Source organism: Streptomyces sp. NPDC091649 (genome assembly GCF_044756785.1).
In the GTDB taxonomy this organism is placed as follows: domain Bacteria; phylum Actinomycetota; class Actinomycetes; order Streptomycetales; family Streptomycetaceae; genus Streptomyces.
Window position 1 is genome coordinate 324,653 of record NZ_JBIVTR010000001.1, and the last position, 22,395, is coordinate 347,047.

At 73.1% G+C, this 22,395-nt stretch carries 14 protein-coding genes; 7 read left to right on the forward strand and 7 right to left on the reverse strand.

The window, feature by feature from the left end; genetic code table 11:
* Positions 1-178 precede the first annotated feature (178 nt).
* Together ACIQMU_RS01425 and ACIQMU_RS01430 are read left to right on the forward strand one after the other, a co-directional pair.
* Entirely contained in the window at positions 179-2,497 is a 2,319-nt protein-coding gene (locus ACIQMU_RS01425) for an N-acetylmuramoyl-L-alanine amidase (protein ID WP_402688028.1), read from the forward strand.
* A 41-nt stretch (positions 2,498-2,538) separates the two neighbouring features.
* Complete coding sequence (locus tag ACIQMU_RS01430) at positions 2,539-4,032, forward strand: carboxylesterase/lipase family protein (RefSeq protein ID WP_402688029.1); 1,494 nt, start codon at positions 2,539-2,541, stop codon at positions 4,030-4,032.
* A gap of 92 nt (positions 4,033-4,124) precedes the next feature.
* Here ACIQMU_RS01430 and ACIQMU_RS01435 read toward each other — a convergent pair whose 3' ends face one another.
* The 6 genes from ACIQMU_RS01435 to ACIQMU_RS01460 form a co-directional block, all read right to left on the reverse strand.
* Complete coding sequence (locus ACIQMU_RS01435) at positions 4,125-4,340, reverse strand: EF-hand domain-containing protein (RefSeq protein WP_352238290.1); 216 nt, start codon at positions 4,338-4,340, stop codon at positions 4,125-4,127.
* A 38-nt stretch (positions 4,341-4,378) separates the two neighbouring features.
* Positions 4,379-5,275 carry a polysaccharide deacetylase family protein gene (locus ACIQMU_RS01440; protein WP_402688030.1) on the reverse strand — a complete coding sequence of 299 codons (897 nt, stop codon included), beginning with the start codon at positions 5,273-5,275 and terminating at the stop codon, positions 4,379-4,381.
* Positions 5,276-5,762: 487 nt separating this feature from the next.
* A complete protein-coding gene (locus ACIQMU_RS01445; protein ID WP_352238562.1) occupies positions 5,763-6,278 on the reverse strand; it encodes an ATP-binding protein in 516 nt (171 codons plus the stop codon).
* Positions 6,279-6,552: 274 nt separating this feature from the next.
* Positions 6,553-7,320 (reverse strand): enoyl-CoA hydratase-related protein, encoded by a 768-nt coding sequence (locus ACIQMU_RS01450; protein WP_352238288.1) that lies wholly within the window; start codon positions 7,318-7,320, stop codon positions 6,553-6,555.
* A 94-nt stretch (positions 7,321-7,414) separates the two neighbouring features.
* Positions 7,415-8,659, reverse strand: a complete 1,245-nt coding sequence (locus tag ACIQMU_RS01455; RefSeq protein WP_352238287.1) for an Ig-like domain-containing protein — start codon at positions 8,657-8,659, stop codon at positions 7,415-7,417.
* A gap of 299 nt (positions 8,660-8,958) precedes the next feature.
* Positions 8,959-10,197 carry an Ig-like domain-containing protein gene (locus tag ACIQMU_RS01460; RefSeq protein ID WP_352238286.1) on the reverse strand — a complete coding sequence of 413 codons (1,239 nt, stop codon included), beginning with the start codon at positions 10,195-10,197 and terminating at the stop codon, positions 8,959-8,961.
* 154 nt (positions 10,198-10,351) lie between these two features.
* On the opposite strand from ACIQMU_RS01460, the gene glgX reads away from it, so the two are divergent.
* The 5 genes from glgX (at position 10,352) to ACIQMU_RS01485 (ending at position 19,504) form a co-directional block, all read left to right on the forward strand.
* The gene (gene glgX, locus ACIQMU_RS01465) at positions 10,352-12,718 is read left to right on the forward strand and encodes a glycogen debranching protein GlgX (protein ID WP_402688031.1); all 2,367 of its coding nucleotides are present in this window, start codon (positions 10,352-10,354) and stop codon (positions 12,716-12,718) included.
* Positions 12,719-12,849: 131 nt separating this feature from the next.
* A complete protein-coding gene (locus tag ACIQMU_RS01470) occupies positions 12,850-14,676 on the forward strand; it encodes an ABC transporter ATP-binding protein (protein WP_352238285.1) in 1,827 nt (608 codons plus the stop codon).
* Positions 14,673-16,550 carry an ABC transporter ATP-binding protein gene (locus ACIQMU_RS01475; RefSeq protein ID WP_352238284.1) on the forward strand — a complete coding sequence of 626 codons (1,878 nt, stop codon included), beginning with the start codon at positions 14,673-14,675 and terminating at the stop codon, positions 16,548-16,550. The genes ACIQMU_RS01470 and ACIQMU_RS01475 overlap by 4 nt, the downstream gene beginning before the upstream one ends.
* 213 nt (positions 16,551-16,763) lie before the next feature.
* Positions 16,764-16,994 carry a hypothetical protein gene (locus tag ACIQMU_RS01480; protein ID WP_402688032.1) on the forward strand — a complete coding sequence of 77 codons (231 nt, stop codon included), beginning with the start codon at positions 16,764-16,766 and terminating at the stop codon, positions 16,992-16,994.
* Positions 16,995-17,458: 464 nt separating this feature from the next.
* Positions 17,459-19,504, forward strand: coding sequence for a M4 family metallopeptidase (locus tag ACIQMU_RS01485; RefSeq protein WP_402688033.1), 2,046 nt, complete (start codon positions 17,459-17,461; stop codon positions 19,502-19,504).
* Between the two features lie 109 nt (positions 19,505-19,613).
* Here the strand turns inward: ACIQMU_RS01485 and glgP are convergent, their stop codons facing one another.
* On the reverse strand, positions 19,614-22,283 hold the full coding sequence (glgP, locus tag ACIQMU_RS01490; RefSeq protein WP_402688034.1) for an alpha-glucan family phosphorylase: 2,670 nt from the start codon (positions 22,281-22,283) through the stop codon (positions 19,614-19,616).
* Positions 22,284-22,395: the final 112 nt, after the last annotated feature.

Consider the following 22,395-nt stretch of genomic DNA (forward strand, 5'->3'; position numbering starts at 1 on the left):
TCCCGGGCCCGGCCGGGCCGGGTCAAGCTCTGCCGGACCGCGTGGAAGACTGTGCTTCGCAAGCATGTCCCGGGTCGCCCCACCGACCGGGCCGACGGCGACGTCGTGCCCCCGGTCAGCGACTGACCGGCCGGAATGCCCTGCCATTCAGCCAGCGTCACCCCCGGGGAGATCACACGTGAGAGCACAGCGAAGAATCTGGACCACGGCCGCCGTCACGACGGCGGCCGTGGCGGGTGTCCTGGTGTTCCAGGGCGTCACCGGCACCTCCGACACCGACCGCGAGCGGCGGGCGGCGGACGCCAAGTCGGCCCCTGTGAAGTCCGATGTGCACAGGACCGCGCTGAAGACCGCGCCGGACGGCGGCTCCGCCTCGCTCGCGCGGCGCGACACCGAACCGTTCAGTCTGCTCGGCGTCACCTGGACCGACCCCGCCGCCGAGGTGACGGGCCGCGTCGAGGCCCGCACCCGGTCCGCCGCCACGGGCGAGTGGACCGGCTGGCTGCCGCTGGACACCGAGATCGACGGGCGGACGGAGGCCGGCCGGTCCGGCGTCCGCGGCACCACCGAACCCCGCTGGGTCGGCCCCTCCAACGGCGTCGAGGTCCGGGTGAGCACCGGGAAGGGCGTACGGACCGGGCTGCCCGAGGGGCTGCGGCTCGACACCGTCGACCCGGGCGGCGACCCCACCCCGCTCGCCGCCGAGCCGGCCGCGTTCGCCGTCGAGGAGACCCCTTCCGACGAGCCGTCGCCGGGTCAGGAGCCGTCACCGGGCGAGGAGCCGTCGCCGGTCACCCCGCCCACGGAGGAACCGGGCGGGGAGTCCACCGGCGAGCCGTCCCCCGCCCCGGACACCGAGTCCCCCGCCCCGCCGCCGAGCCCCACGCCGGACCCGGGCACCGCGTCCCCCACCCCGCCCCCGTCGCCGACGGCGCCCACCGGCTCCCCGTCGCCGGTCCTGCCGCCCGCCCCGCCGTCCACCGTTCCGCAGCCGCCGGTCGTCTCCCGGGCGGGCTGGCAGGCGGACGAGTCGCTCAACAACGAGTCGCCCGACTACCTGGACCGGGTCAAGGCCGTCTTCGTCCACCACACCGCGCAGACGAACGCGTACTCCTGCGCCGACTCGGCGGCCATCGTGCGCGGCCTGCACACCTACCACGTGAAGTCGAACGGCTGGAAGGACCTCGGCTACAACTTCATCGTCGACAAGTGCGGCACGGTCTTCGAGGGCCGCAAGGGCGGTGTGGACCGGCCCGTGATGGGAGCGCACACCTACGGCTTCAACCGGGACACCACCGGCATCGCCGTGATCGGCATGCACACCGACACCAAGGCCGCGACCGCGGCGACCACCGCGGTCGCCCGCGTCGCCGCGTGGAAGCTCGGCCAGTACCGGGGCGACCCGGCCGGCACGGTCCAGCTCACCGCCGGGGCGAACGGCAAGAACATGGTCCACAAGCAGTTCGTCGCCGGGCAGCAGTACTCCTTCCAGCAGATCTCCGGGCACCGGGACGGGTTCGCCACCGAGTGTCCCGGCCTCTCCCTCTACCACCAGCTCCCCGGCATCCGCGCGCTGGCCGCCGGTCCCGTCACCGGCCTCACCGTCACCTCGGTGACCGGAGCGAACGCCTCCGGCTCCACGTACTACACCCGGTCGAAGATCACCGTCGGCTGGAAGGCGGCCACGCCCGCGTCCTTCGTCAAGAGCTACGAACTGCTCGTCGGCGGAAAGCCGGTGGCCACCGTCAAGGGCAGCGTCACCTCGGCCGCGGCCACCCTCGCCGCCGGCAAGCACTCCGTACAGGTGCGGGCCACCCACCAGTCGGGGAAGACGTCCCTGTCCCCGGCCGCGACCGTGGTCGCCGACACCGCGCGGCCGGTCTTCTCCACCAAGCCGGCCCTCACGCTGCGCACCGGCACGGTGAACACCACCGCCGTCCCGCTCACCCTGAAGTGGAAGGCCACCGACGCCGCCGCCCTCAAGGAGGTCCGGCTCACCGCTCCCGTCGCCAAGAAGTACGGCCCGACGACGGGCAGCGCCTCGCACACCTCGAAGTCCGGCCGGGCGACCGCCTGGAAGATGACGGCCTACGACCGCGCGGGCAACACGGCCGCCGCCTCCGTCTCCGGGACCCCGGTGATCCTCCAGGAGTCCGCCGCCAGGAAGAGCGGCAAGTGGACCACGAGGTCCTCCGGCAGCTACCTGGGCGGGAAGTCGTACTCCAGCAACGCCAAGGGCGCGTCCCTGACCTGGACGTTCACCGGCCGATCGGCCGCCTGGGTGGTGTCGCGGGCCGCCACTTCGGGGCAGGCATACGTCTATGTCGACGGCAGGAAGGCCGCCACGGTGGACCTGAAGTCCTCCGCCACGAAGTACCGGCAGGCGATCTGGACGAAGTCCTGGTCCTCCAGTGCGAAGCACACGGTCAAGATCGTGGTCGTCGGCACGAAGGGCCGCCCGGCCCTCACCACGGACGGGCTGGTCTACCTGAAGTAGCCGTCCGGACCACCGCACCGCGAGAGGGGTTGGCACGCACCATGTCCGACATCGAGGCGGGTACTCCCCCACGGGTGCTGACTGTGCACGGCACCGTGCGCGGTGCGGTGGAACGGGGTGTCGCGGTCTTCCGCGGCATCCCGTACGCGGCTCCGCCGGTGGGTGCGGGGAGGTTCCGCGCACCCGCTCCGCCCGAGCCGTGGACGGGGGTCCGCGAGACCGTGGCGTACGGCCCGACGGCGCCCAAGCGGCCCTACGCCCCGCCGCTGGACCGGCTGCTGCCGGATCCGGCGGTGCCGGGCGAGGGCTGGCTGAACCTCAACGTGTGGACGCCCTCGCCGGGCGCCGCCCGGCTGCCGGTCCTCGTGTGGATCCACGGGGGTTCGCTGGTGCACGGCTCCTCGGCGGTGCCGGTGTACGACGGGTCCGCGTTCGCCCGGGACGGGGTGGTCCTCGTCTCGGTCAACTACCGCCTGGGCGTCGAGGGGTTCGGCGTCTTCCCCGACGCACCCGCCAACCGGGGGCTGCTGGACCAACTGGCGGCCCTGGAGTGGGTGCGCGACAACATCGCGGCGTTCGGCGGCGACCCGGACCGGGTGACGGTGGCAGGAGAGTCGGCGGGGGCGGTCTGCATCGCCGCCCTGCTCGCCGCGCCCCGGTCGGCGGGGCTGCTGCGGCGGGCGGTGCTCCAGAGCGGCGCGCCCGCCGCACTGCCCCCGGACGCCGGGCGCGGGACGACCGAGCTGATCGCGAAGCGGCTCGGCGTCCCCGCGACGGCCGCCGCCCTGGCCGCCGTGGGCCCGGAGGCGCTGCTGACCGCGCAGACGGAGGTCACCGGCGGCGGGAACCCGCTGACCGGCCGCAACTCCTTCCAGGCGGTCGTGGACGGCGCTCTGCTGCCGCACGACCCCGTGGCGGCGCTGCACGCGGGCGCGTCCGCCGGGATCGACCTGCTGATGGGGGCGAACACCGAGGAGTACCGGCTCTGGTTCGTGCCCGGCGGACTGACCGAGCGGATCAGCGGGCTGCGACTCCGTCTGGCCCAGCTGAAGTTCGGGGTGCCGAACGCCACCGCCCGCACCTACCGCGCCAACCGCCCGGACGCCACGCCCGGTGAGATCCTCGGCGCGCTGGCGACGGACCTGCTGCTGCGGGTCCCGCTCAACCGGCTGGCCGACGCCCGGACGCACGCGCCGGGCTCCACGTATGTGTACGAGTTCGGCTGGCCCACCCCCGTACAGCGTCTGGGCGCCTGTCACGCGCTGGAGCTGGGCTTCGTCTTCGACACGCTCGGCCACCCCGACACCATGGCCCTGACCGGCCCTGACGCCCCGCAGGAGCTGGCGGACGCGATGCACCGGGCGTGGGTGGACTTCGCGACGCACGGGGACCCGGGATGGCCGTCCTGGGACGCACGGCGGCCCGTGGGGGTCTTCGGACCGGGGGCTCCGGAGGTGGTGTCGGCCCCGCGCGACGACGAGTTGCACGGCTGGGAGCCGTACCGCACCGGCCAGAAGGGCGCGAAGGGCCGCTGACGGGCGGGTGTTGACGGGGCGGCACGCACGGCGGCCCCGGCGGGCGGTGCGGCTCGGGCCGTGTTCCGCCGGCCGGGGCCTCGTCGTGCGGCTCAGCCCTTGTTCTGCGAGGCCCAGAACTCGTCGAAGGTGAGCCGGCCGTCCCCGTTGGCGTCGTGGGCGTTGATGATCGCCTGCGCCACCGTCTCGGTGACGAAGGGGTCGCCCAGCTGAGCCATCGCGCTCTTGTACTCGTTGGCCGTGATGAGCCCGTCGCCGTCCCGGTCGAACCGCTCGAATGCCGTCCGCGCCGACTCGATGTCCGCCACTGTTCCGCCCCTTCGTGATGCCGAATGTCAGGGTCAGATTATCGGGCCGCCCGGGTGGGGCCGGCGGCGGTCGCCGGCCCCGGACCGGAAGGGCGCCGCCAGGGGTCGCCGGGCCGGCCCACCAGCTCCGTGGCGGTCACCGCGCGCAGCCCGCGGCGGCCGATCTCGGCGAGGAGCAGCGGCAGCGCGGCGACGGTGACCGGGCGGCCGAGGCTCAGCTCCACCACCGATCCGTTGCGGAGCTCTCCGGCGACCTTCCGGGTGACGGCCGCGACGCGGGTGGCCTTGTGGTCGAGCGACTCCACGTCGCAGGCGAGGACATGGGGGTAGCCGGCCCGCTGGGCGAGCCGCTGGAGGAGCGGGGAGGCGTACGCGGTGGGCGAGGGGCGGAACCAGGCGCCGATGGACCCGGTGAGCCCGCGCAGCCGACGGGCGCACGCGGTGATCTCCTCGTACGCCGCGTGCTCGTCCAGGACCGAGAGGTCGAGGTGGCGCTCGGTGTGGTTGCCGATCTCGTGGCCCCCGTCGAGGATCCGGCGGGCCATGTCCGGGTGTTCGGCGAGCCAGGTGCCGACCGCGAGCACCGTGACGCGCGCCCCCGCCTGTTCGCACCGGGTGAGCGCGGTGCGGGCGAGGCCGGGGTCGCCCCGCCCGTCGAAGGTGAGGGCGACGCGGGGCCGGTCACGCGGTCCGTGCGCGATCCGCACGGGGAGCCCGGGGAAGCGGTGCGGTGCGGGGGCGGCGGCCGGAGAGGCGGCGGGGTCCGGGGCTGGGGAGGCGGCGGCCGGGCCGGAAGGGCGGGCGGCGGGCGCGGGCCCGGCGGCTCCGCCCGCCCGGTCGCTCCGGGCGCATCCCGCGCCGAGGACTGCGGCCAGCGCCCCGGCCCCGGCGCCCAGCGCGTCGCGGCGTCCCAGCGGGGTCCCGCGTCCGTCCATGCCCGACCACCTCGCGTTCCACGGGTCCACCGGTTCCCGGCACACAGTAGAGGCGAAACGGGGAAAATGCGGCGATTGAGCAGCTCACCAGATGATCAATGAATCATTCATACCCTGCGATAACCATGCACAGAATGCCAGGCAAGTGACCGAGCACACCTACGATTCAATCGCCTTATGCCCGTTTGTTCCTAAAAAATCCCGACAAGCCGCTTTGGCGCCCGGGTCGCCCGTCTGCCATAGTCGGAGCCACGACCTCCATTGACCCGGGCCAGGTCGTCCTGAGCGGCCGTGAACACACCCCCCATTTCACGGCCCCCCGCCAGAAGCCCCCGCAGCGCCGCACCCCGGCCGACCGGGGGCTTCTGCGCGTGCCGGCCGAGGCTTCCGCGCGTCCGGCGGGACCGGGGCGGCACGGACGAGAGCGCGGACCGGGCGCGGACGGGGCGGGAGAGAGCAGGGCGGCCTCGGGCGACGGGAGAGGGGATCAGTGGTCGGAGATCCGCATCTCGAACCAGGTGACCTTGCCACGCGGCAACAGGTCCACGCCCCACCGGTCGGAGAGCTTGTCGACGAGGAAGAGCCCTCGCCCGCTGACGTCCATCGCACGGACCGGCATCAGACACGGCAGCCCGCGCGAGGGGTCACGCACCTCGACGCGGATCCAGCCCCGGCGGCGCACCATGCGTAACCCGAAGATCCGCGCCCCGGTGTGGCGCACCGCGTTGCCGACGAGTTCGGAGACGAGGAGCACCGCGTACTCGGCGGTCTGCGGCGAGAGGGCCCACTGGCGGAGCACGACGCAGGAGGTGAGCCGGCGGGCCGTCGCGGCCGACTCCGGGCGGGACGGCAGCCGGACCTCCTCCTCGGTCGGATTCCCGAACAACTCCAGCGCCTTGAACGCCTGTTCGTCATCCATGGTCGACGTCCAGCGTGCCGCGGTCGCGCTGCTGCGCGGTCGCGGCTGGTCCACATCCTCCAAGCCCGCCATGCCCACCATCATGGCCGCACGGATCGCCCTCCGTGGTCGTTCCACGGGAATCCGCCCCCCGGAACGACTCGCTCCGCAGAAGGCTTTCGGCATATGCCACTGGCAGAACAACCCTCTGGGCGGCCGCGTTGACCTGCGAGGACGCCTCGTCCGGCGAGGACCGCCCGGCGGAGGGCGGCGCCGCGCCTTAAGGCTGCCTTAAGGCGCGGATAATGCGCTCTGACGGATGAACTCCCCGCGCGGGACCGTCCGACCCGACTACCGGGCCACCCGTTCTGACTACCGCTCAGCGGAACGTGGCCTTGCCCGGCCCCTCCTCGACGAAGCTGCGCATCCCCCGCTCGCGGTCCTCGGTGGCGAACAGACCGGCGAACCAGTTCCGTTCGACGGTGAGCCCGGTGTCGATGTCCGTCTCCAGTCCGGCGTCCACCGACTCCTTGGCGGCGCGCAGCGCCAGGGCGGGACCCTTGGCCAGCTTGGCGGCCCAGGCGTGCGCCTGCTCGTAGACCTCGGCGGCCGGAACCACCCGGTCGACGAGGCCCAGCGTCAGGGCCTCCTCCGCCTTGACCATGCGGCCGGTGAAGATGAGGTCCTTGGCCCGGGAGGGGCCGATCAGCCGGGCGAGCCGCTGGGTGCCGCCCGCGCCCGGGATCAACCCGAGGAGGATCTCCGGCTGGCCGAGCCTGGCGTTGTCCGCGGCGATCCGGAAGTCGGCGCAGAGCGCCAGCTCGCAGCCGCCGCCGAGCGCGTAGCCGGTGACGGCGGCGACGACCGGCTTGGGGATGCGGGCGACGGCGGTGAAGGCGTCCTGGAGGTCCTTGGACCGCAGCACCATCGCCGCGTGGTCCATCGCCTGCATCTCCTTGATGTCCGCGCCGGCCGCGAACACCTTCTCACCGCCGTAGAGGATCACCGACCGCACGTCCTCGCGCCGGGTCGCCTCCTCGGCCAGCTCCCGCAGCCGGTCCTGGACCGCCACGTCCAGGGCGTTCATGGGCGGCCGGTCCAGGAGGATCGTGCCGACGTTGTCACGTACTTCGAGGGTCACAGTCATGGAGGCAGGTTAACCAGTGCTAACGCGGGCGGGCCCGGTGCCGTTGGTCACAGCACCGGGCCCGCCGGATCACGCCGGGGAGGGGAAGGAGGTCCTACTTCTTCCACTCCTCCCAGTCCATGTTCCAGCCGTTGAGGCCGTTGTCCGGCTGGATCGTCTTGTCGTGGGAGTTCTTCACGATGACCACGTCGCCGATCAGCGACTTGTTGTAGAACCACGCCGCCGGCGTCTGGCTGTCGTAGCCGCCGCGCACATCGCGCAGACCGACGCAGCCGTGGCTGGTGTTGGTCCGCCCGAAGATGGAGGAAGCGCCCCAGTAGTTGCCGTGCAGGAAGGTGCCCGAGGTGGACAGCCGCATGGCGTGCGGCACGTCCTTGATGTCGTACTCGCCGCCGAAGCCGACGGTGTCGCCGTTCATCCGGGTCACCTTGAGCTTCTCGCTGATGACCATCTGACCGTTGTACGTGGTCGTCGCCGGGGCGCCGGCGGAGATCGGGATGTCCTTGATCTGCTTGCCGTCGCGGACCACCTTCATCCGCTTCGCGCCGGCGTCGACGGTGGAGACCTGGCTGCGGCCGATGGTGAACTTCACCGTCTTGGCCTGCTTGCCGTAGACGCCCGGCCGGCCCTCGACACCGTCGAGGTTCAGCTCGACGGTCACCTTGGTGCCCGCCGCCCAGTACTTCTCCGGGCGGAAGTCGAGGCGGTCGTTGCCGAACCAGTGCCCCTCGATCTCGACGGCCGGCTCGGCCGTGACCTTGACCGCCCGCTCCACCGCGTCCGGGTCGGTGATGCCCCGGGTGAAGTTGATGGAGACCGGCATGCCGACCCCCACGGTGGAGCCGTCCTCCGGCGTGTAGTGCCCGATGAAGGTGTTCGCCGGCACGAGCGTGGTGAAGGAGGTGTCCTTAGCCGACTCGCGGCCCTCGGCGTCCTCGGCCACCGCGTGGACCGTGTACTTCGTGGAGGCGGCGAGGTGCCGTTCGGGCGTCCAGCTCGCGCCGTCGGCCGCGATCTCGCCCTCGACCTCGTTGCCCTTGGGGTCGGCGACCTTCACCTCGGTCAGCTTTCCCCGCGTGGCGCCGATCTTCAGCGCACCGCTGGTCGCCACGGACTCCGCACCGTCCTTCGGCGCGACGGTCACCACCGCCTGCGAAGCGGCCGTGTCCTCCTTCTTGGTGCTGCCCGCCGGCCCCTTCTTGTCCCCGGCGTCGGCACTGCCGCCGCACGCCGTCACCAGCAAGAGCAGTGCTCCCAGAACCAGGGCCGGGGCCCCTGCTCCGCCGCGCCGCTTCCGGCCCGCCCCTGCCGATGCCCCCGATATCGGCTGCCCGTTCACTGTGGTCTTCTCCCCTCGCACGGCCTGGCCCCGCCATGGCCCGCACCCCCACGCGCCGAACATGCGCGCCGCCGCAAGATAATCACATCGCGGGCGGGGTGAACTCCCCCCGGAATGTCACCGTTCCGTACCAAGTGGCCGGGGAGCCGTGCAGGTGACGCGGGGTGCCGGCGAGGGGCGGCGGCGGGGGCAGGGCCCGCGACCACGGCCGCGGCGCGGGCAGAGCCCGGCCCGGCCCGGCACCGTGCGGGCCGGGCGCGGCGCAGGGCGGGCCGGGCCGCCGGCGGGCCGGGCGCGGCTCAGCGCAGGGCGGAGCCCGCCTTCCACTTCTTCCAGCCGAGGTTCCAGCCGCTGAGCCCGTTGTCCGGTGCGACCTTCTTGTCCTTGGAGTTGACCACCTCGACCACGTCGCCGATCAGGGTCCGGTCGAAGAACCACCCGCCGGGCGTGGAGCCGCCCCCGCCCTTGGTGTCGCGCAGCCCGATGCAGCCGTGACTGACGTTCTCCTCGCCGAAGACCGAGGCGTCGGCCCAGTAGTTGCCGTGCAGGAAGGTGCCGGACTCGGTGAGCCGGATCGCGTGCGGCACGTCCTTGATGTCGTACTCGCCCTTGCCCTTCTTGTCCGTGAAGCCGACGGTGGCCCCGTTCATCCGAGTGACCTCGTGCATCTCGGTGACCACCATCCTCCCGTTGTACGTGGTCGTCTTCGGCGCCCCCGCGGTGATCGGGACCGTGCTGACGAGCTCTCCGTCCCGGCGCACCTCCATGGTCTTGGCCTCCGCGTCGACCCGGGAGACCTGGGAGCGGCCGACGGTGAAGACGACGGTCTTGTCCTGGCTGCCGTAGACGCCCGGGGCGCCCTCGACGTCCCGCAGCCCGATGTCGACGGTGACCTCGGTGCCGGGTTTCCAGTACGCCTTCGGGCGGAAGTCGAGCCGGTCCTCGCCGAACCAGTGGCCGGCGACCTCGACCACCGGATCGGACGTCACCCGGATGGCCTTCTCCACCGCTGCCCGGTCCGTGATCGGGCGGTTGAACGAGAAGGAGACGATCATGCCGGTGCCCACCGTGGACCGGTTCTCCGGTTTGAAGTAGCCGATGAAGCGGTGCTCGGGCACGAGGGTGGTGAAGGTGGTGTGCCGGGCGGAGCGGCGTCCCGCCCCGTCCACGGCCACCGCGTCGACGCTGTACTTCGCGGCGAGGGCGAGCCGGGCCCCCCGTGGCTCCGGGGCCCAGGAGCGTCCGTCCCCGGCGATGCGCCCCGCCACCGTCTGCTGTCGCGCGTCCTCGATCCGCACGACCTTGACGCTCTCCAGCCGCCCGTCGGGGACCTTCACCGCGACGCGGGTCTCCTCGTCGACGCCCGTGGCGCCGTCCTCGGGGTAGACGCTGATCGCGTCGGGGGATCGCGCCTTGCCGTTGAGCACGGCGTCCCGGGTGTCGGTGCAGCCGGTCAGGAGGGCCAGCACGGTCAGCAGTCCTGCCCATGTCAGCACGGCGGCCGAGCCGGTCCGTGCGCTCTTCGCTGTGTGGTTCACGCTCCCCCAACGACCAGGGCCGGTCGGGGGAAACGTGAGTGCGGGGCCACCGGTGGGCAGAACAGGGGGGAGGACTACCCGAGGAGGGCCGCGGCCGGGACGCGGCGTGCCCTCCTCTCCGGTGCCCGTCCCACGAGCCGCGGGAGGCTACACGGTGTCGAGCGCAGCCGAGCAGGAGGCAGGACAGGGTCCGGCGGGGACGCCGGCGGAGACCGGCGAGCCGTCGGGCGGGCCGGGGGCGGGCACCCGTACGGACGCACCGCGCCCGAGGGGCGCGGGCCCGGTGCGCTCGGACGCCGAGGCGGCGGTGCGCGCGGAGGCCGCCCAGGCGCACCGCGCCGGGCGCGCCGAGGCCGTGCGGGCGGGGGCGCCGGCCCCCGCCGTGTGGCCCGGGGCCCCGATGCCGCTGGGGGCCCGCTTCCGGGTCGGCCCGGACGGGGTGGCGGGGACCAACTTCGCCCTGTGGGCGGGCGGGGCCGAGGCGGTCGAGCTGTGCCTGTTCGACGAGCGGGGCGCCGAGACCCGCTGCCCGCTGACCGAGCTGACCCATGAGATCTGGCACGGCTTCGTGCCCGGGGTGCGGCCCGGTCAGCGGTACGGCTACCGGGTGCACGGCCGCTGGGACCCGTGGACGGGGGCCCGCTGGAACGCGGCGAAGCTGCTGCTGGACCCGTACGCCCGCGCGGTCGACGGGACCTTCGCCCTGCCGCCCGAGGTCTACGGGCACGTACGGGACTGGCCGGACCAGCATGTCGCCGACACCGTGCGCGACGACCGGGACTCGGCGCCCTTCGTGCCCAAGGGCGTGGTCGTCCACGATGACGACGACTGGATGGCTGACCGCCGGCCCAAGACCCCGTGGGCCGACTCCGTCATCTACGAGCTGCACGTGCGCGGCTTCACCGAACTGCACCCGGACATCCCGCCCGAACTGCGCGGCACCTACGCGGGGCTCGCGCACCCGGCCGCGATCGAGCACCTCACCCGGCTCGGGGTGACCGCCGTCGAGCTGCTCCCGGTGCACCAGTTCGCCCACGAGGACCATCTGCTGCGGCGCGGGCTGCGCAACCACTGGGGCTACAACTCCATCGGCTACTTCGCCCCGCACGCCGACTACTCCGCCTCCGGGACGGCGGGCGGACAGGTCGGCGAGTTCAAGCGGATGGTGCACGCGCTGCACGACGCCGGGATCGAGGTGATCCTCGACGTCGTCTACAACCACACCGCGGAAGCCGGTGAGCTGGGCCCGATGCTGTCGCTGCGCGGCATCGACAACCGGGGCTACTACCGGCTGCGGGACGACCCGCGCCGCTACGCCGACTACACCGGCTGCGGCAACACACTGCACGTGGTGCAGCCCCAGGTGCTGCGGCTCATCACCGACTCACTGCGCTACTGGGTCACCGAGATGGGTGTCGACGGCTTCCGCTTCGACCTGGCGGCGGCGCTGGCCCGCTCGATGCACGACGTCGACATGCTCTCCCCGTTCCTCGCGGTGATCGCCCAGGACCCGGTGCTGCGCCGGGTCAAGCTCATCGCCGAGCCGTGGGACGTCGGCAACGGCGGCTACCAGGTGGGCGCCTTCCCTCCCCTGTGGACCGAGTGGAACGACCGCTACCGCGACGCGGTGCGCGACTTCTGGCGCGGCGCGCTCCCCGACGTCCGGGATCTGGGCTACCGGCTGACCGGCTCCAGTGACCTGTACGCCTGGGGCGGCCGGCGCCCGTACGCCTCGGTCAACTTCGTCACAGCGCACGACGGCTTCACCCTGCGCGACCTGGTCAGTTACGAGCAGAAGCACAACGAGGCCAACGGGGAGGGCAACCGGGACGGGACGAGCGACAACCGGGCGTGGAACTGCGGGGCGGAGGGCGAGATCGACGACCCTGAGGTCAACGCGCTGCGCCGCCGTCAGCTGCGCAACCTGCTGACCACCCTGCTGCTGTCCACGGGGGTGCCGATGCTGGTGGCGGGCGACGAGATGGGCCGGACGCAGGGCGGCAACAACAACGCCTACTGCCAGGACAACGAGACCGGCTGGCTGGACTGGTCGCTGCTGGAGCGGCCCGAGTGGCGGGAGCTGACCGAGCTGACGGCCCGGGTGCTGACGCTGCGCCGGACCCATCCGGTGCTGCGGCGCCGCGCGTTCTTCTCCGGCCGGGCGCAGGCCCCGGACGGGCTGCGGGACCTGGCGTGGTTCACCCGGGACGGCCGGGAGATGACGGAGGGCGACTGGTACGCCCCGGCCGCCACGCTCGGCCTCTACCTCTCCGGGCGGGACATCCCGGGGCGGGACGCGCGGGGCGAGCCGGTCACCGACGACAGCTTCCTGGCGGTGCTGCACGCGGGCGCGGAGCCGACGGCCTTCGCCCTGCCCGGAGCCCCGTGGGCGAGCGCGTACGAACTGCTCCTGGACACCTCGCGGGAGGAGCAGGCCGAGGCTCCCGGCACGGTCCTGGACGGCGGCAGGGAGATGACGGTGCCGGCCCGCTCGGTGCTGCTGCTGCGGGTGACGGCGTAGGTGGTGGTCTCGCTCCCCGTCGGGACCGAGGGCCCGGGGCCGCCCCGGGCGGGCCGGCCCGCCCGGGGCGGCCCCGGGCGGAGGGAAATTGGCAGGACCGATGTCAGTGGTGAAACGTAAGGTCGGCCCTGATGCCCGAAAAGCCTGCAGAGCACACGGACCGGTCCGCCGTGCGCTCCCTCCTGCGTCTGTGGCCCTATGTCCGACCCGTGCGGGTGCGCCTGTTCACAGCCGCGTTCGTGGCGATCCTCGCGTCCTGCCTGGGGCTGGTGATCCCGCTGGTCCTGAAGTGGATGGTGGACGGTCCCGTCGCCGACCGCGATCCGGGCGGGGTGTGGCTGGGGGCGCTGTACCTGCTCCTGCTGGGCATCGCGGAGGCGCTGCTGTTCGGGTTCCGGCGCTGGCTGGTGGCGCGTCCGCTGGCCGGGGTCGAGGCGTCGATGCGGGCGGATCTGTACCGCCATCTGCAACGGCTGCCGGTCGCGTTCCACGACCGCTGGGCTTCGGGCCAGCTGCTGTCGCGCGGGACGACGGACCTGATGCTGCTGCGGATGTTCCTGGCGTTCCCGCTGACCTTCCTGATCGTCAACGCGACGACGATCCTGGTCGGGTTCGTCCTCCTGTTCGCCCAGGACTGGACGCTCGGCCTGGTGCTGCTGGCCCCCGCGGTGCCGCTGATGATCCTGTGCTCGCTGTTCGAGACGAAGTACTCCGTGGTCGCGCGCCGGGCCCAGGACCAGGTCGGCGACCTCACCACGGTCGTCGAGGAGAGTGTGCTGGGCATCCGTGTGGTCAAGGGCTTCGGCCGGCACCGCAGCCAGGCGCGGGCGTTCCGGGCGCTGTCGCAGCGGCTGCGCACCACGGAGCTGGGCAAGGCCCGGCTGCTGGCGGGGATCTGGGCGCTGATCACCGCCATTCCGGAGCTGGCGATCGGCGCGGCGCTGGTGCTCGGCACCGTCCAGGTGGCGGACGGCACGCTGTCCGCGGGCACGCTGGTGGCGTTCCTGTCCACGGCGCTCGCCCTGCGCTGGCCGGTGGAGTCGATCGGGTTCCTGCTGGCGATGAGCCAGGAGTCGGCGACCGCCACCGACCGGTTCTTCGAGGTGATGGACGTGGCGGAGGAGACCGGGGCCGTGGCCGTGGCCGTGCGCCCGGGCGCGCCGAAGGCCGCCCCCGGGATGGTGTTCGAGGGCGTCGAGTTCCGCTATCCGGACGCGGATCCGGGCTCGCCCCCGGTCCTCGCCGGGGTCGATCTGCACATCCGGCCGGGTGAGACGCTGGCCCTCGTCGGGAGTACGGGCTCGGGCAAGACGACGCTCACCGCTCTGGTGCCCCGGCTGCACGAGGTGACCGGCGGGCGGATCACGCTGGACGGCGAGGACATCGCCGCGATGGAGCGCTCGCGGCTGCGGGAGCTGGTATCGGTGGCGTTCGAGGAGCCCACCCTGTTCTCCGCGACGGTCGGCGAGAACGTGACGATGGGCGCGGCGGACGCGGACGAGGAGCAGGTGCGCCGGGCCCTGTCGGTGGCCCAGGCCGACTTCGTGCACGACCTGCCGCGGGGGCTGGACACCGAGGTCGGCGAGCAGGGCCTGAGCCTCTCCGGCGGCCAGCGCCAACGCCTGGCGCTGGCCCGCGCCGTGGTCGGGGAGCCGCGCTTCCTGGTGCTGGACGACCCGCTCTCCGCCCTGGACGTGCACACGGAGACGCTGGTGGAGGCCGCGCTGCGGCAGGTGCTGGAGCGGACGACGGCGGTGGTCGTGGCGCACCGCCCCTCCACCGTGATGCTGGCCGACCGGGTGGCGCTGCTGTCGGGGGGCCGGATCGCCGCCGTCGGCACCCATCAGGAGCTGCTGCGCGACAACGCGGAGTACGCCTGGCTGATGTCGGGCGCGGGGGACGAGGACGACCGGGGCGCCGTCCGGCGGGCCCCCGCCGAGGAAGGCAGTGCCCGATGACCACGACCACCGACGACGCCTCGCTCCCGGCCGCCGACGACGGCCCGCCGAAGGTCCGGATCGCGCCCGTCCCCGGGCGCGCCGACGACCCGTTCGACCGGGACGACCTGCCGGCGCCGCCCGGGGCGACCCTGGCGCTGCTGTTCTCGCTGCTGGCCCCGATGCGCGGGCGGGTCGCGCTGACGGCCCTGCTCCTGCTGGCCCAGCAGGTCGCGATGCAGGCCGGCCCCCTGCTGGTGGCGTACGCGATCGACCGCGGGGTTCCGGCGTTCCGGGACCACGACTACGGGCCGCTGATGGCGGTCGCGGTCGGGTACGCGGTGTGTTCCGTCGGCGCGGGCGTCCTCCAGTACGGCTTCATCCGGGCCGCCGCGCGGATCAACCAGGACGTGCTGCTCGACCTGCGCGGGCGGATCTTCCGGCACGCGCAGGCGCTCAGCGTCGACTTCCACGAGCGCTACACCTCGGGCCGGCTGATCTCGCGCTCCACGACGGATGTGGAGTCGCTGCGGGAGCTGCTGAGCGAAGGTCTCCAGGAACTGATCGGCGTGGTCCTGTCGTTCGTGTCGATCTCGCTGGTGCTGCTCTGGCTGGACCTGGGGATCGGCGCGATCGCGACGCTCTCCTTCGTCCCCCTGTACCTGCTGGTGCGGATGTACCGGCGGCGGGCGTCCGTCGTGTTCGCGGCCCGGTCGACGGCCATCGCCGCGGTGATCGTGAAGTTCGCGGAGACGCTGAACGGCATCCGCCCGGTCCAGGCGTTCCGCCGGGAGCGCGACAACGACGCCGCGTTCGGCGCGCTGAACACGCATCACGAGCGGCGCAACGGTGACGCGATACTGGAGATGGCGCGCTATGTCATCGGCTCCCGGCTGGTGGCGAACACGGCGGTGGCGGGCATGGTGCTGTGGGGCGCCCACCGGGTGGCGTCGGGGACGCTGGCGCTCGGGGTGCTGGCGGCGGCGGTGCTGTACCTGCGCCGGCTGTACGACCCGATCGACCGGCTGGGGATGTTCCTCAACTCCTACGAGTCGGCGGCGGCCTCGCTGGCGAAGATCGCCGGCCTGCTGGCCCAGACGCCGAACGTCCCGGAGACCGACCAGCCGCAGGAACTTCCGCCGCGCTCGGGCGAACTGCCGGGCCGGGAGGTCACGTTCGACGGGGTGCGGTTCGCCTACCGTACGGGCGGCGAGGTGCTGCCCACCTTCGACCTGCACATCCCCGCGGGCCGGACGGTGGCGGTCGTCGGCTCGACGGGCGCGGGCAAGTCGACGCTGGCCAAACTGCTGGCCCGCTTCTACGACCCGACCGAGGGCCGGGTCCTGCTGGACGGCACCGACCTGCGCGACCTGGAGACCGCCGAGCTGCGCCGGGGAGTGGTGATGGTGACGCAGGAGGCGTTCCTGTTCTCCGGGACGGTCGCGGAGAACATCGCGATCGGCCGCCCGGACGCGACCCGCGAGGAGATCGAGCACGCGGCGAAGGCGATCGGCGCACACGACTTCATCGCCGCCCTGCCGGAGGGCTACGACACCGACGTACGCAAGCGGGGCGGCCGGATCTCGGCGGGCCAGCGCCAGTTGGTGGCCTTCGCCCGCGCGCTGCTCGCGGACCCGGCGGTACTGATCCTGGACGAGGCGACCAGTTCCCTGGACATCCCCGGCGAGCGGGCCGTGCAGCGGGCCATGGACACGGTGCTGCACGGCCGCACGGCGGTGGTGATCGCCCACCGGCTCTCCACGGTGGAGATCGCGGACCGGGTGCTGGTGATGGAGAACGGCCGGATCGTGGAGGACGGCGCGCCCGCCGAACTGATCGGCGGAACCGGGCGGTTCGCGGGGCTGCACCGGACGTGGCGGGACAGTCTGGCCTGAGCGGGTGGGGCCGGGGGCTCCGGGCTGCGCGACTCGGCGGCGCCGCGGTTCTCCGGTCGCGGCGGCCGAGGCCGCGCGTCAGGGGCGAGGAGCGGCCGCGGCCTCCGCCCGGATGCCGGCCAGCAACAGCCGCAGCCCGAACCGGAACTGCTCCTCGCCGCCGACGACGAACAGGTCGTCCCCGGCGGCATCGGCGCCGGGAGCGCGTTGACCATGTCCCGCACCTGGCCCCAGCGGTGGTCCCGCGTCCCGGCCTGTACGGCCATCGCCAGGGAGGCGGCCAGGTGGGCGACGAGCGTCTGGAAACTCCGTACGGCGGGGGCGGGCGGCAGGCCGGCTGCGACGCTCTTCGACCTCGTCCGCGTGGCCATGACGGACCTGCTGGCCTGGCGCCCGGACCCGCCGCTCCCGCACGGGAGGCGGGCCGCCCGGACCAGCGCCTGACTCCCCGGCGGGTCACACCTCGCGGTGCGGTGGACGCCGAAGGGCGCACCGCACCGATCCCGTTCGGCACGGCACTCCGGAACGGCCGCGGTCCAGCCCGCACGGCGGAGACGGATCGGCGCATTCCGACGCGTGAATCTGGCCAGAATGCGACGCCGTCTCAGCAGGCGGTCCCCACCGCCGCCCCCGCCTGCGGCTCGCTGAGTCCCGGCGGACCCGAAACCTGTGACCACCCTGTGAGGACCGGGCTTCTGGACGCCCGGCAACACTGCGGCAACGTCCGGCGAAACGTCCGCTTAACGAACATGACCATTCCGGCAACGAACGAATTCCGGCCAAGTTGTTGACGCGCCCCTGACAGGTGGCCGCATCTGCTGACACTCTTCACCCGTTCTGCGCACCGCCTGCACCGTCCGGACGGCCCGTCCAGCGCCGCCGGTACCCCCCTCGCAGAAGGAGTCCGCGTGAGATCCACGCCCAGCCGTCGCGCCACCGCGACCGGCGCCCTGATAGCCGCCGCGGCCCTGATAGCCGTGGCCGTCCCCTCCGGCGCCGCGACCGCCACCCCTGCCCCGGCCTCGGCCCCGCTCGGCGGCATCACCGCCGGCACGAAGGCCGACCCGGGCGCCCTGCCCGCCAAGCTCTCCCCCGCCCAGCGCGCCGAGCTGCTCAGCGAGGCGAACGCCACCAGGGCGGCCACCGCCAAGGAACTCGGCCTCGGGTCCACGGAGAAGCTCGTGGTCCGCGACGTCGTGCAGGACCGCGACGGCACGACGCACACCCGCTACGAGCGCACCCTTGACGGGCTCCCCGTCCTCGGCGGCGACCTCGTGGTCAAGGAGTCCGCAGCCGGGGCGACCCAGGGCGTCAGCAAGGCGTCGAGGGCGACCAGCGCGCAGCTGAAGGCCGTCGACCGCACCGCCGACGTGGCCCCGGCCGCAGCCGAGAAGCAGGCGCTCGGCGCGGCGAAGGCCGAGGGCTCGACGGCGAAGAAGGCCAGCCAGGCCCCGCGCAAGGTCGTGTGGCTGGGCAGCGGCTCCCCGCGGCTCGCCTACGAGACCGTGGTCGGCGGACTCCAGCACGACGGCACCCCGAACGAGCTGCACGTGCTCACCGACGCCGCCTCGGGCGAGAAGCTCTACGAGTGGCAGGCCGTCCACAACGGCACCGGCAACACGCAGTACAACGGCCAGGTCACCCTGGGCACCGCGCCCTCGTACACCCTGACCGACACCGCGCGCGGCAACCACAAGACGTACAACCTGAACCGGGGCAGCTCCGGCACCGGCACACTGTTCTCCGGCCCGGACGACGTCTGGGGCGACGGCACTCCGCAGAACGCCGAGACGGCCGGCGCGGACGCCCACTACGGCGCGGCCGAGACCTGGGACTACTACAAGAACGTGCACGGCCGCTCCGGCATCCGGGGTGACGGCGTCGGCGCGTACTCCCGCGTCCACTACGGCAACAACTACGTCAACGCGTTCTGGCAGGACAGCTGCTTCTGCATGACGTACGGGGACGGCGACGGCAACGTCAAGCCGCTGACCTCCCTGGACGTGGCAGCGCACGAGATGACGCACGGTCTGACCTCGGCCACGGCCAGGCTGGTCTACAGCGGCGAGTCCGGCGGCCTGAACGAGGCCACCTCCGACATCATCGCCGCGGGCGTGGAGTTCCACTCCGACACCGCCGAGGACCCGGGCGACTACCTGGTCGGCGAGAAGATCGACATCAGGGGCAACGGCACCCCGCTGCGCTACATGGACAAGCCCTCCAGGGACGGCTCGTCCAAGGACTACTGGTACTCGGGCATCGGCAACGTCGACGTCCACTACTCCTCGGGCCCGGCGAACCACTGGTTCTACCTGCTCTCCGAGGGCAGCGGCGCCAAGACCGTCAACGGCGTGAACTACGACTCGCCGACTTCCGACGGACTCCCGGTGACCGGCATCGGCCGGGACAAGGCCGCCCAGATCTGGTTCAAGGCGCTCACCACCAAGTTCACCTCGACGACCAACTACGCCGCGGCCCGCACCGGCACGCTCGCGGTCGCCGGTGAGCTGTACGGGGCCACCAGCCCCGAGTACGCGGCCGTGGCCCACGCCTGGGCCGGCATCAACGTGGGCGCCCGCCCCGGCGGCGGCGACCCCGACCCGGGCGGCAAGGTGTTCGAGAACACCACCGTCGTGAACATCCCGGACGCCGGCGCGGCCGTCACCAGCTCGGTCACCGTCTCCGGTGTGACCGGCAACGCGCCGAGCACCCTCAAGGTCGGCGTGGACATCACGCACACCTGGCGCGGTGACCTGGTCGTCGACCTGGTGGCCCCGGACGGGACCGCCTACCGGCTGAAGAACTCCTCCTCCGGCGACTCCGCGGACAACGTGGTGGCGACCTACACGGTCAACGCCTCGTCCGAGGTGGCCAACGGAGTCTGGAAGCTGAAGGTCCAGGATTTCGCGCGGTACGACACCGGGCGGATCAACAGCTTCAAGCTCACCTTCTGATCCCACCGGGCCCACCGGCCCGGCGCCGAAACCCCGCCGGCCCGCGGGAGCACACACGGAACGGCCCGGGAGGAGTTCACCCCCTCCCGGGCCGTTCGCCATGGCGCGCTCAGCGCATCAGCACGCCCGCGCCCTCCCCCGCCGCCTCGGCCGGCAGCGCGATGAGGCCCAGTTCGGCGCCGGAGGCCAGCAACGGGTGGGCGGGCAGCACGCGCACGGTGTAGCCGTACGGTCCCGTCCGGTCCAGGGCGAGCGGGCCCTCGTACAGCCAGCGGTCCTCCAGGTCCTGGCCGCCCGCCGGCTTCAGCGGGAAGACCTGGGCGTCCGCGATGGCGTCGCCGGAGTCGACCCGGCCCGCGACCACCTGGACCTCCACGTCGTCCGGGTCCAGGCCGCCGAGCGCGACCCGCACCCGCAGTGCCAGGGTGGCGCCGAGCTCCGCCGAGCCGCCCGCTGCCGTGTCGGTCACCGACTCCACGTGGTCGACGGACACCCCCCGCCAGGCCGTCCGGACCTTGGCCTTCCACTCGGCCAGATCCCGCGCGACCCCGGGTTCCAGGGCCCGCCGGGACCGCGCGGCGGGGGCGTACAGGCGCTCCACGTACTCGCGCACCATCCGCCCCGCGAGCACCCTCGGCCCCAGATTCACCAGGGTGGAGCGGACCATCTCGATCCAGCGGTCGGGCAGACCTCCGGCCCCCCGGTCGTAGAAGCGCGGGGCGACCCGGTCCTCGATCAGGGCGTACAGGGCGTTCGCCTCCAGCTCGTCGCGGCGGTCCTCGTCGACCGCCGAACCGTCGGCGGTCGGGATCTCCCAGCCGAAGTCCGGGTCGAACCACTCGTCCCACCAGCCGTCGCGCACGGACAGGTTGAGGCAGCCGTTCAGGGCCGCCTTCATCCCGCTCGTGCCGCACGCCTCCAGCGGGCGCAGCGGGTTGTTCAGCCAGACGTCGCAGCCCGGGTAGAGCTTCTGCGCCATGCCCATGCCGTAGTCCGGGAGGAAGACGATGCGGTGGCGCACCCGCGGGTCGTCCGCGAACCGCACCAGCTCCTGCACCAGCCGCTTGCCGCCGTCGTCCGCCGGATGGGCCTTGCCCGCGACGACGATCTGGATCGGGTGCGTCGGGTGGAGCAGCAGCGCCCGCAGCCGGTCGCGGTCGCGCAGCATCAGCGTGAGCCGCTTGTACGAGGGAACGCGCCGCGCGAAGCCGATCGTCAGGACGTCCGGGTCCAGGACGCCGTCGATCCAGCCCAGCTCGGCGGTGCCCGCGCCGCGCCGGCGCCAGGAGGCGTAGAGCCTGCGGCGGACCTCGGTGACCAGCCGGCCACGCAGGTCCCGGCGCAGGTCCCAGATTTCCTGGTCGCCGATGCCGGTCACCGCGTCCCAGCGGCGCGGGGCGCCACCCCCCGAGGATGCCCCGTCGTCCACCGCGCCGCCCGCCAGCACCTGGTGGGCGCGGCCCTCGCCGACCTGGCCCGCGCCGAGCCGGAACACCTCGGGGGCGACCCAGGTCGGCGCGTGGACCCCGTTGGTGACGGAGGTGATCGGCACCTCGGCGGGGTCGAAGCCCGGCCAGAGCCCGGAGAACATCTCCCGGCTCACGGCCCCGTGCAGGGTGGAGACGCCGTTGGCGCGCTGGGCGAGCCGCAGGCCCATCACCGCCATGTTGAACAGCTCCGGCTCACCGCCGGGGTAGGTCTCGGTGCCGAGCCGGAGGATCTTCTCGACGCCGACGCCGGGCAGCTCGCCGTCGTCGCCGAAGTGGCGGGCGACGAGCCCTCGGTCGAAACGGTCTATCCCGGCGGGCACCGGGGTGTGGGTGGTGAAGACGGTCCCGGCCCGCACCACTTCCAGGGCGGCGTCGAAGTCCGCACCGCCGGCCGCCAGTTCACGGATGCGCTCCAGACCGAGGAAGCCGGCGTGGCCCTCGTTGGTGTGGAACACCTCGGGCTCCGGGGTGCCGGTGAGCCGGCACCAGGTACGCACCGCGCGGACCCCGCCGATGCCGAGCAGCATCTCCTGGAGCAGGCGGTGGTCGCTGCCGCCGCCGTACAGCCGGTCGGTGACGTCGCGTTCGCCCGGCGCGTTCTCCTCGACGTCGGAGTCGAGCAGGAGCAGCGGCACGCGGCCGACCCGGGCCAGCCAGACGCACGCGTGCAGCGAGCGTCCGCCGGGCAGGGCGAGCACCACCCGGGCGGGGGCGCCGTCGGCTTCGCGGACCAGGTCGAGCGGGAGTTCGTTGGGGTCGAGGACGGGATAGTGCTCCTGCTGCCAGCCCTCGCGCGAGAGGGTCTGGCGGAAGTAGCCGTGCCGGTAGAGCAGGCCGACGCCGATGAGCGGGACGCCGAGGTCGCTGGCCGCCTTGAGGTGGTCCCCGGCCAGGATGCCGAGGCCGCCGCTGTACTGGGGCAGCGCCGCGGTGACGCCGAATTCGGGCGAGAAGTAGGCGACGGCGGAGGGCAGTTCCACGCCGGCGGCCCGCTGCTCCTGGTACCAGCGGGGGCCCTGGAGGTAGTCGGCCAGGTCGGCGGACGCCTCGGCGAGCCGGCCGAGGTACTCCTCGTCCCGGGCCAGTTCGGCGAGCCGCCCGGCGGAGAGGGAGCCGAGCAGCCGTACGGGGTCGGCGTCCGCAGGCCGCCAGCCCTCGGGGTCGGCGGACCGGAAGAGTTCACGGGTCTCGGTGTGCCAGGACCAGCGCAGGTTGCGCGCGAGGTCGTGGAGGGGTCGGAGGGGTTCGGGGAGGACAGGGCGCACGGTGAATCGACGAATGGCCTTCACGTACTCCACCTTTACAGGGGACTCGCGCATCCGGGCGGACGCACCACGGGGGGCGCCCCTTCCGTCACCCCTGACGGTAGCGGTCGTCCGTCGCGGCCCGCCACGGCGCGCG

Coding starts and splice junctions, on each gene's coding strand:
- ACIQMU_RS01430 (WP_402688029.1), top strand. CDS start 2,539: ATGTCCGACATCGAGGCGGGTACTCCCCCACGGGTGCTGACTGTGCAC.
- ACIQMU_RS01440 (WP_402688030.1), bottom strand. CDS start 5,275: ATGGACGGACGCGGGACCCCGCTGGGACGCCGCGACGCGCTGGGCGCC.
- ACIQMU_RS01445 (WP_352238562.1), bottom strand. CDS start 6,278: ATGATGGTGGGCATGGCGGGCTTGGAGGATGTGGACCAGCCGCGACCG.
- ACIQMU_RS01450 (WP_352238288.1), bottom strand. CDS start 7,320: ATGACTGTGACCCTCGAAGTACGTGACAACGTCGGCACGATCCTCCTG.
- ACIQMU_RS01470 (WP_352238285.1), top strand. CDS start 12,850: ATGCCCGAAAAGCCTGCAGAGCACACGGACCGGTCCGCCGTGCGCTCC.
- ACIQMU_RS01475 (WP_352238284.1), top strand. CDS start 14,673: ATGACCACGACCACCGACGACGCCTCGCTCCCGGCCGCCGACGACGGC.
- ACIQMU_RS01480 (WP_402688032.1), top strand. CDS start 16,764: ATGTCCCGCACCTGGCCCCAGCGGTGGTCCCGCGTCCCGGCCTGTACG.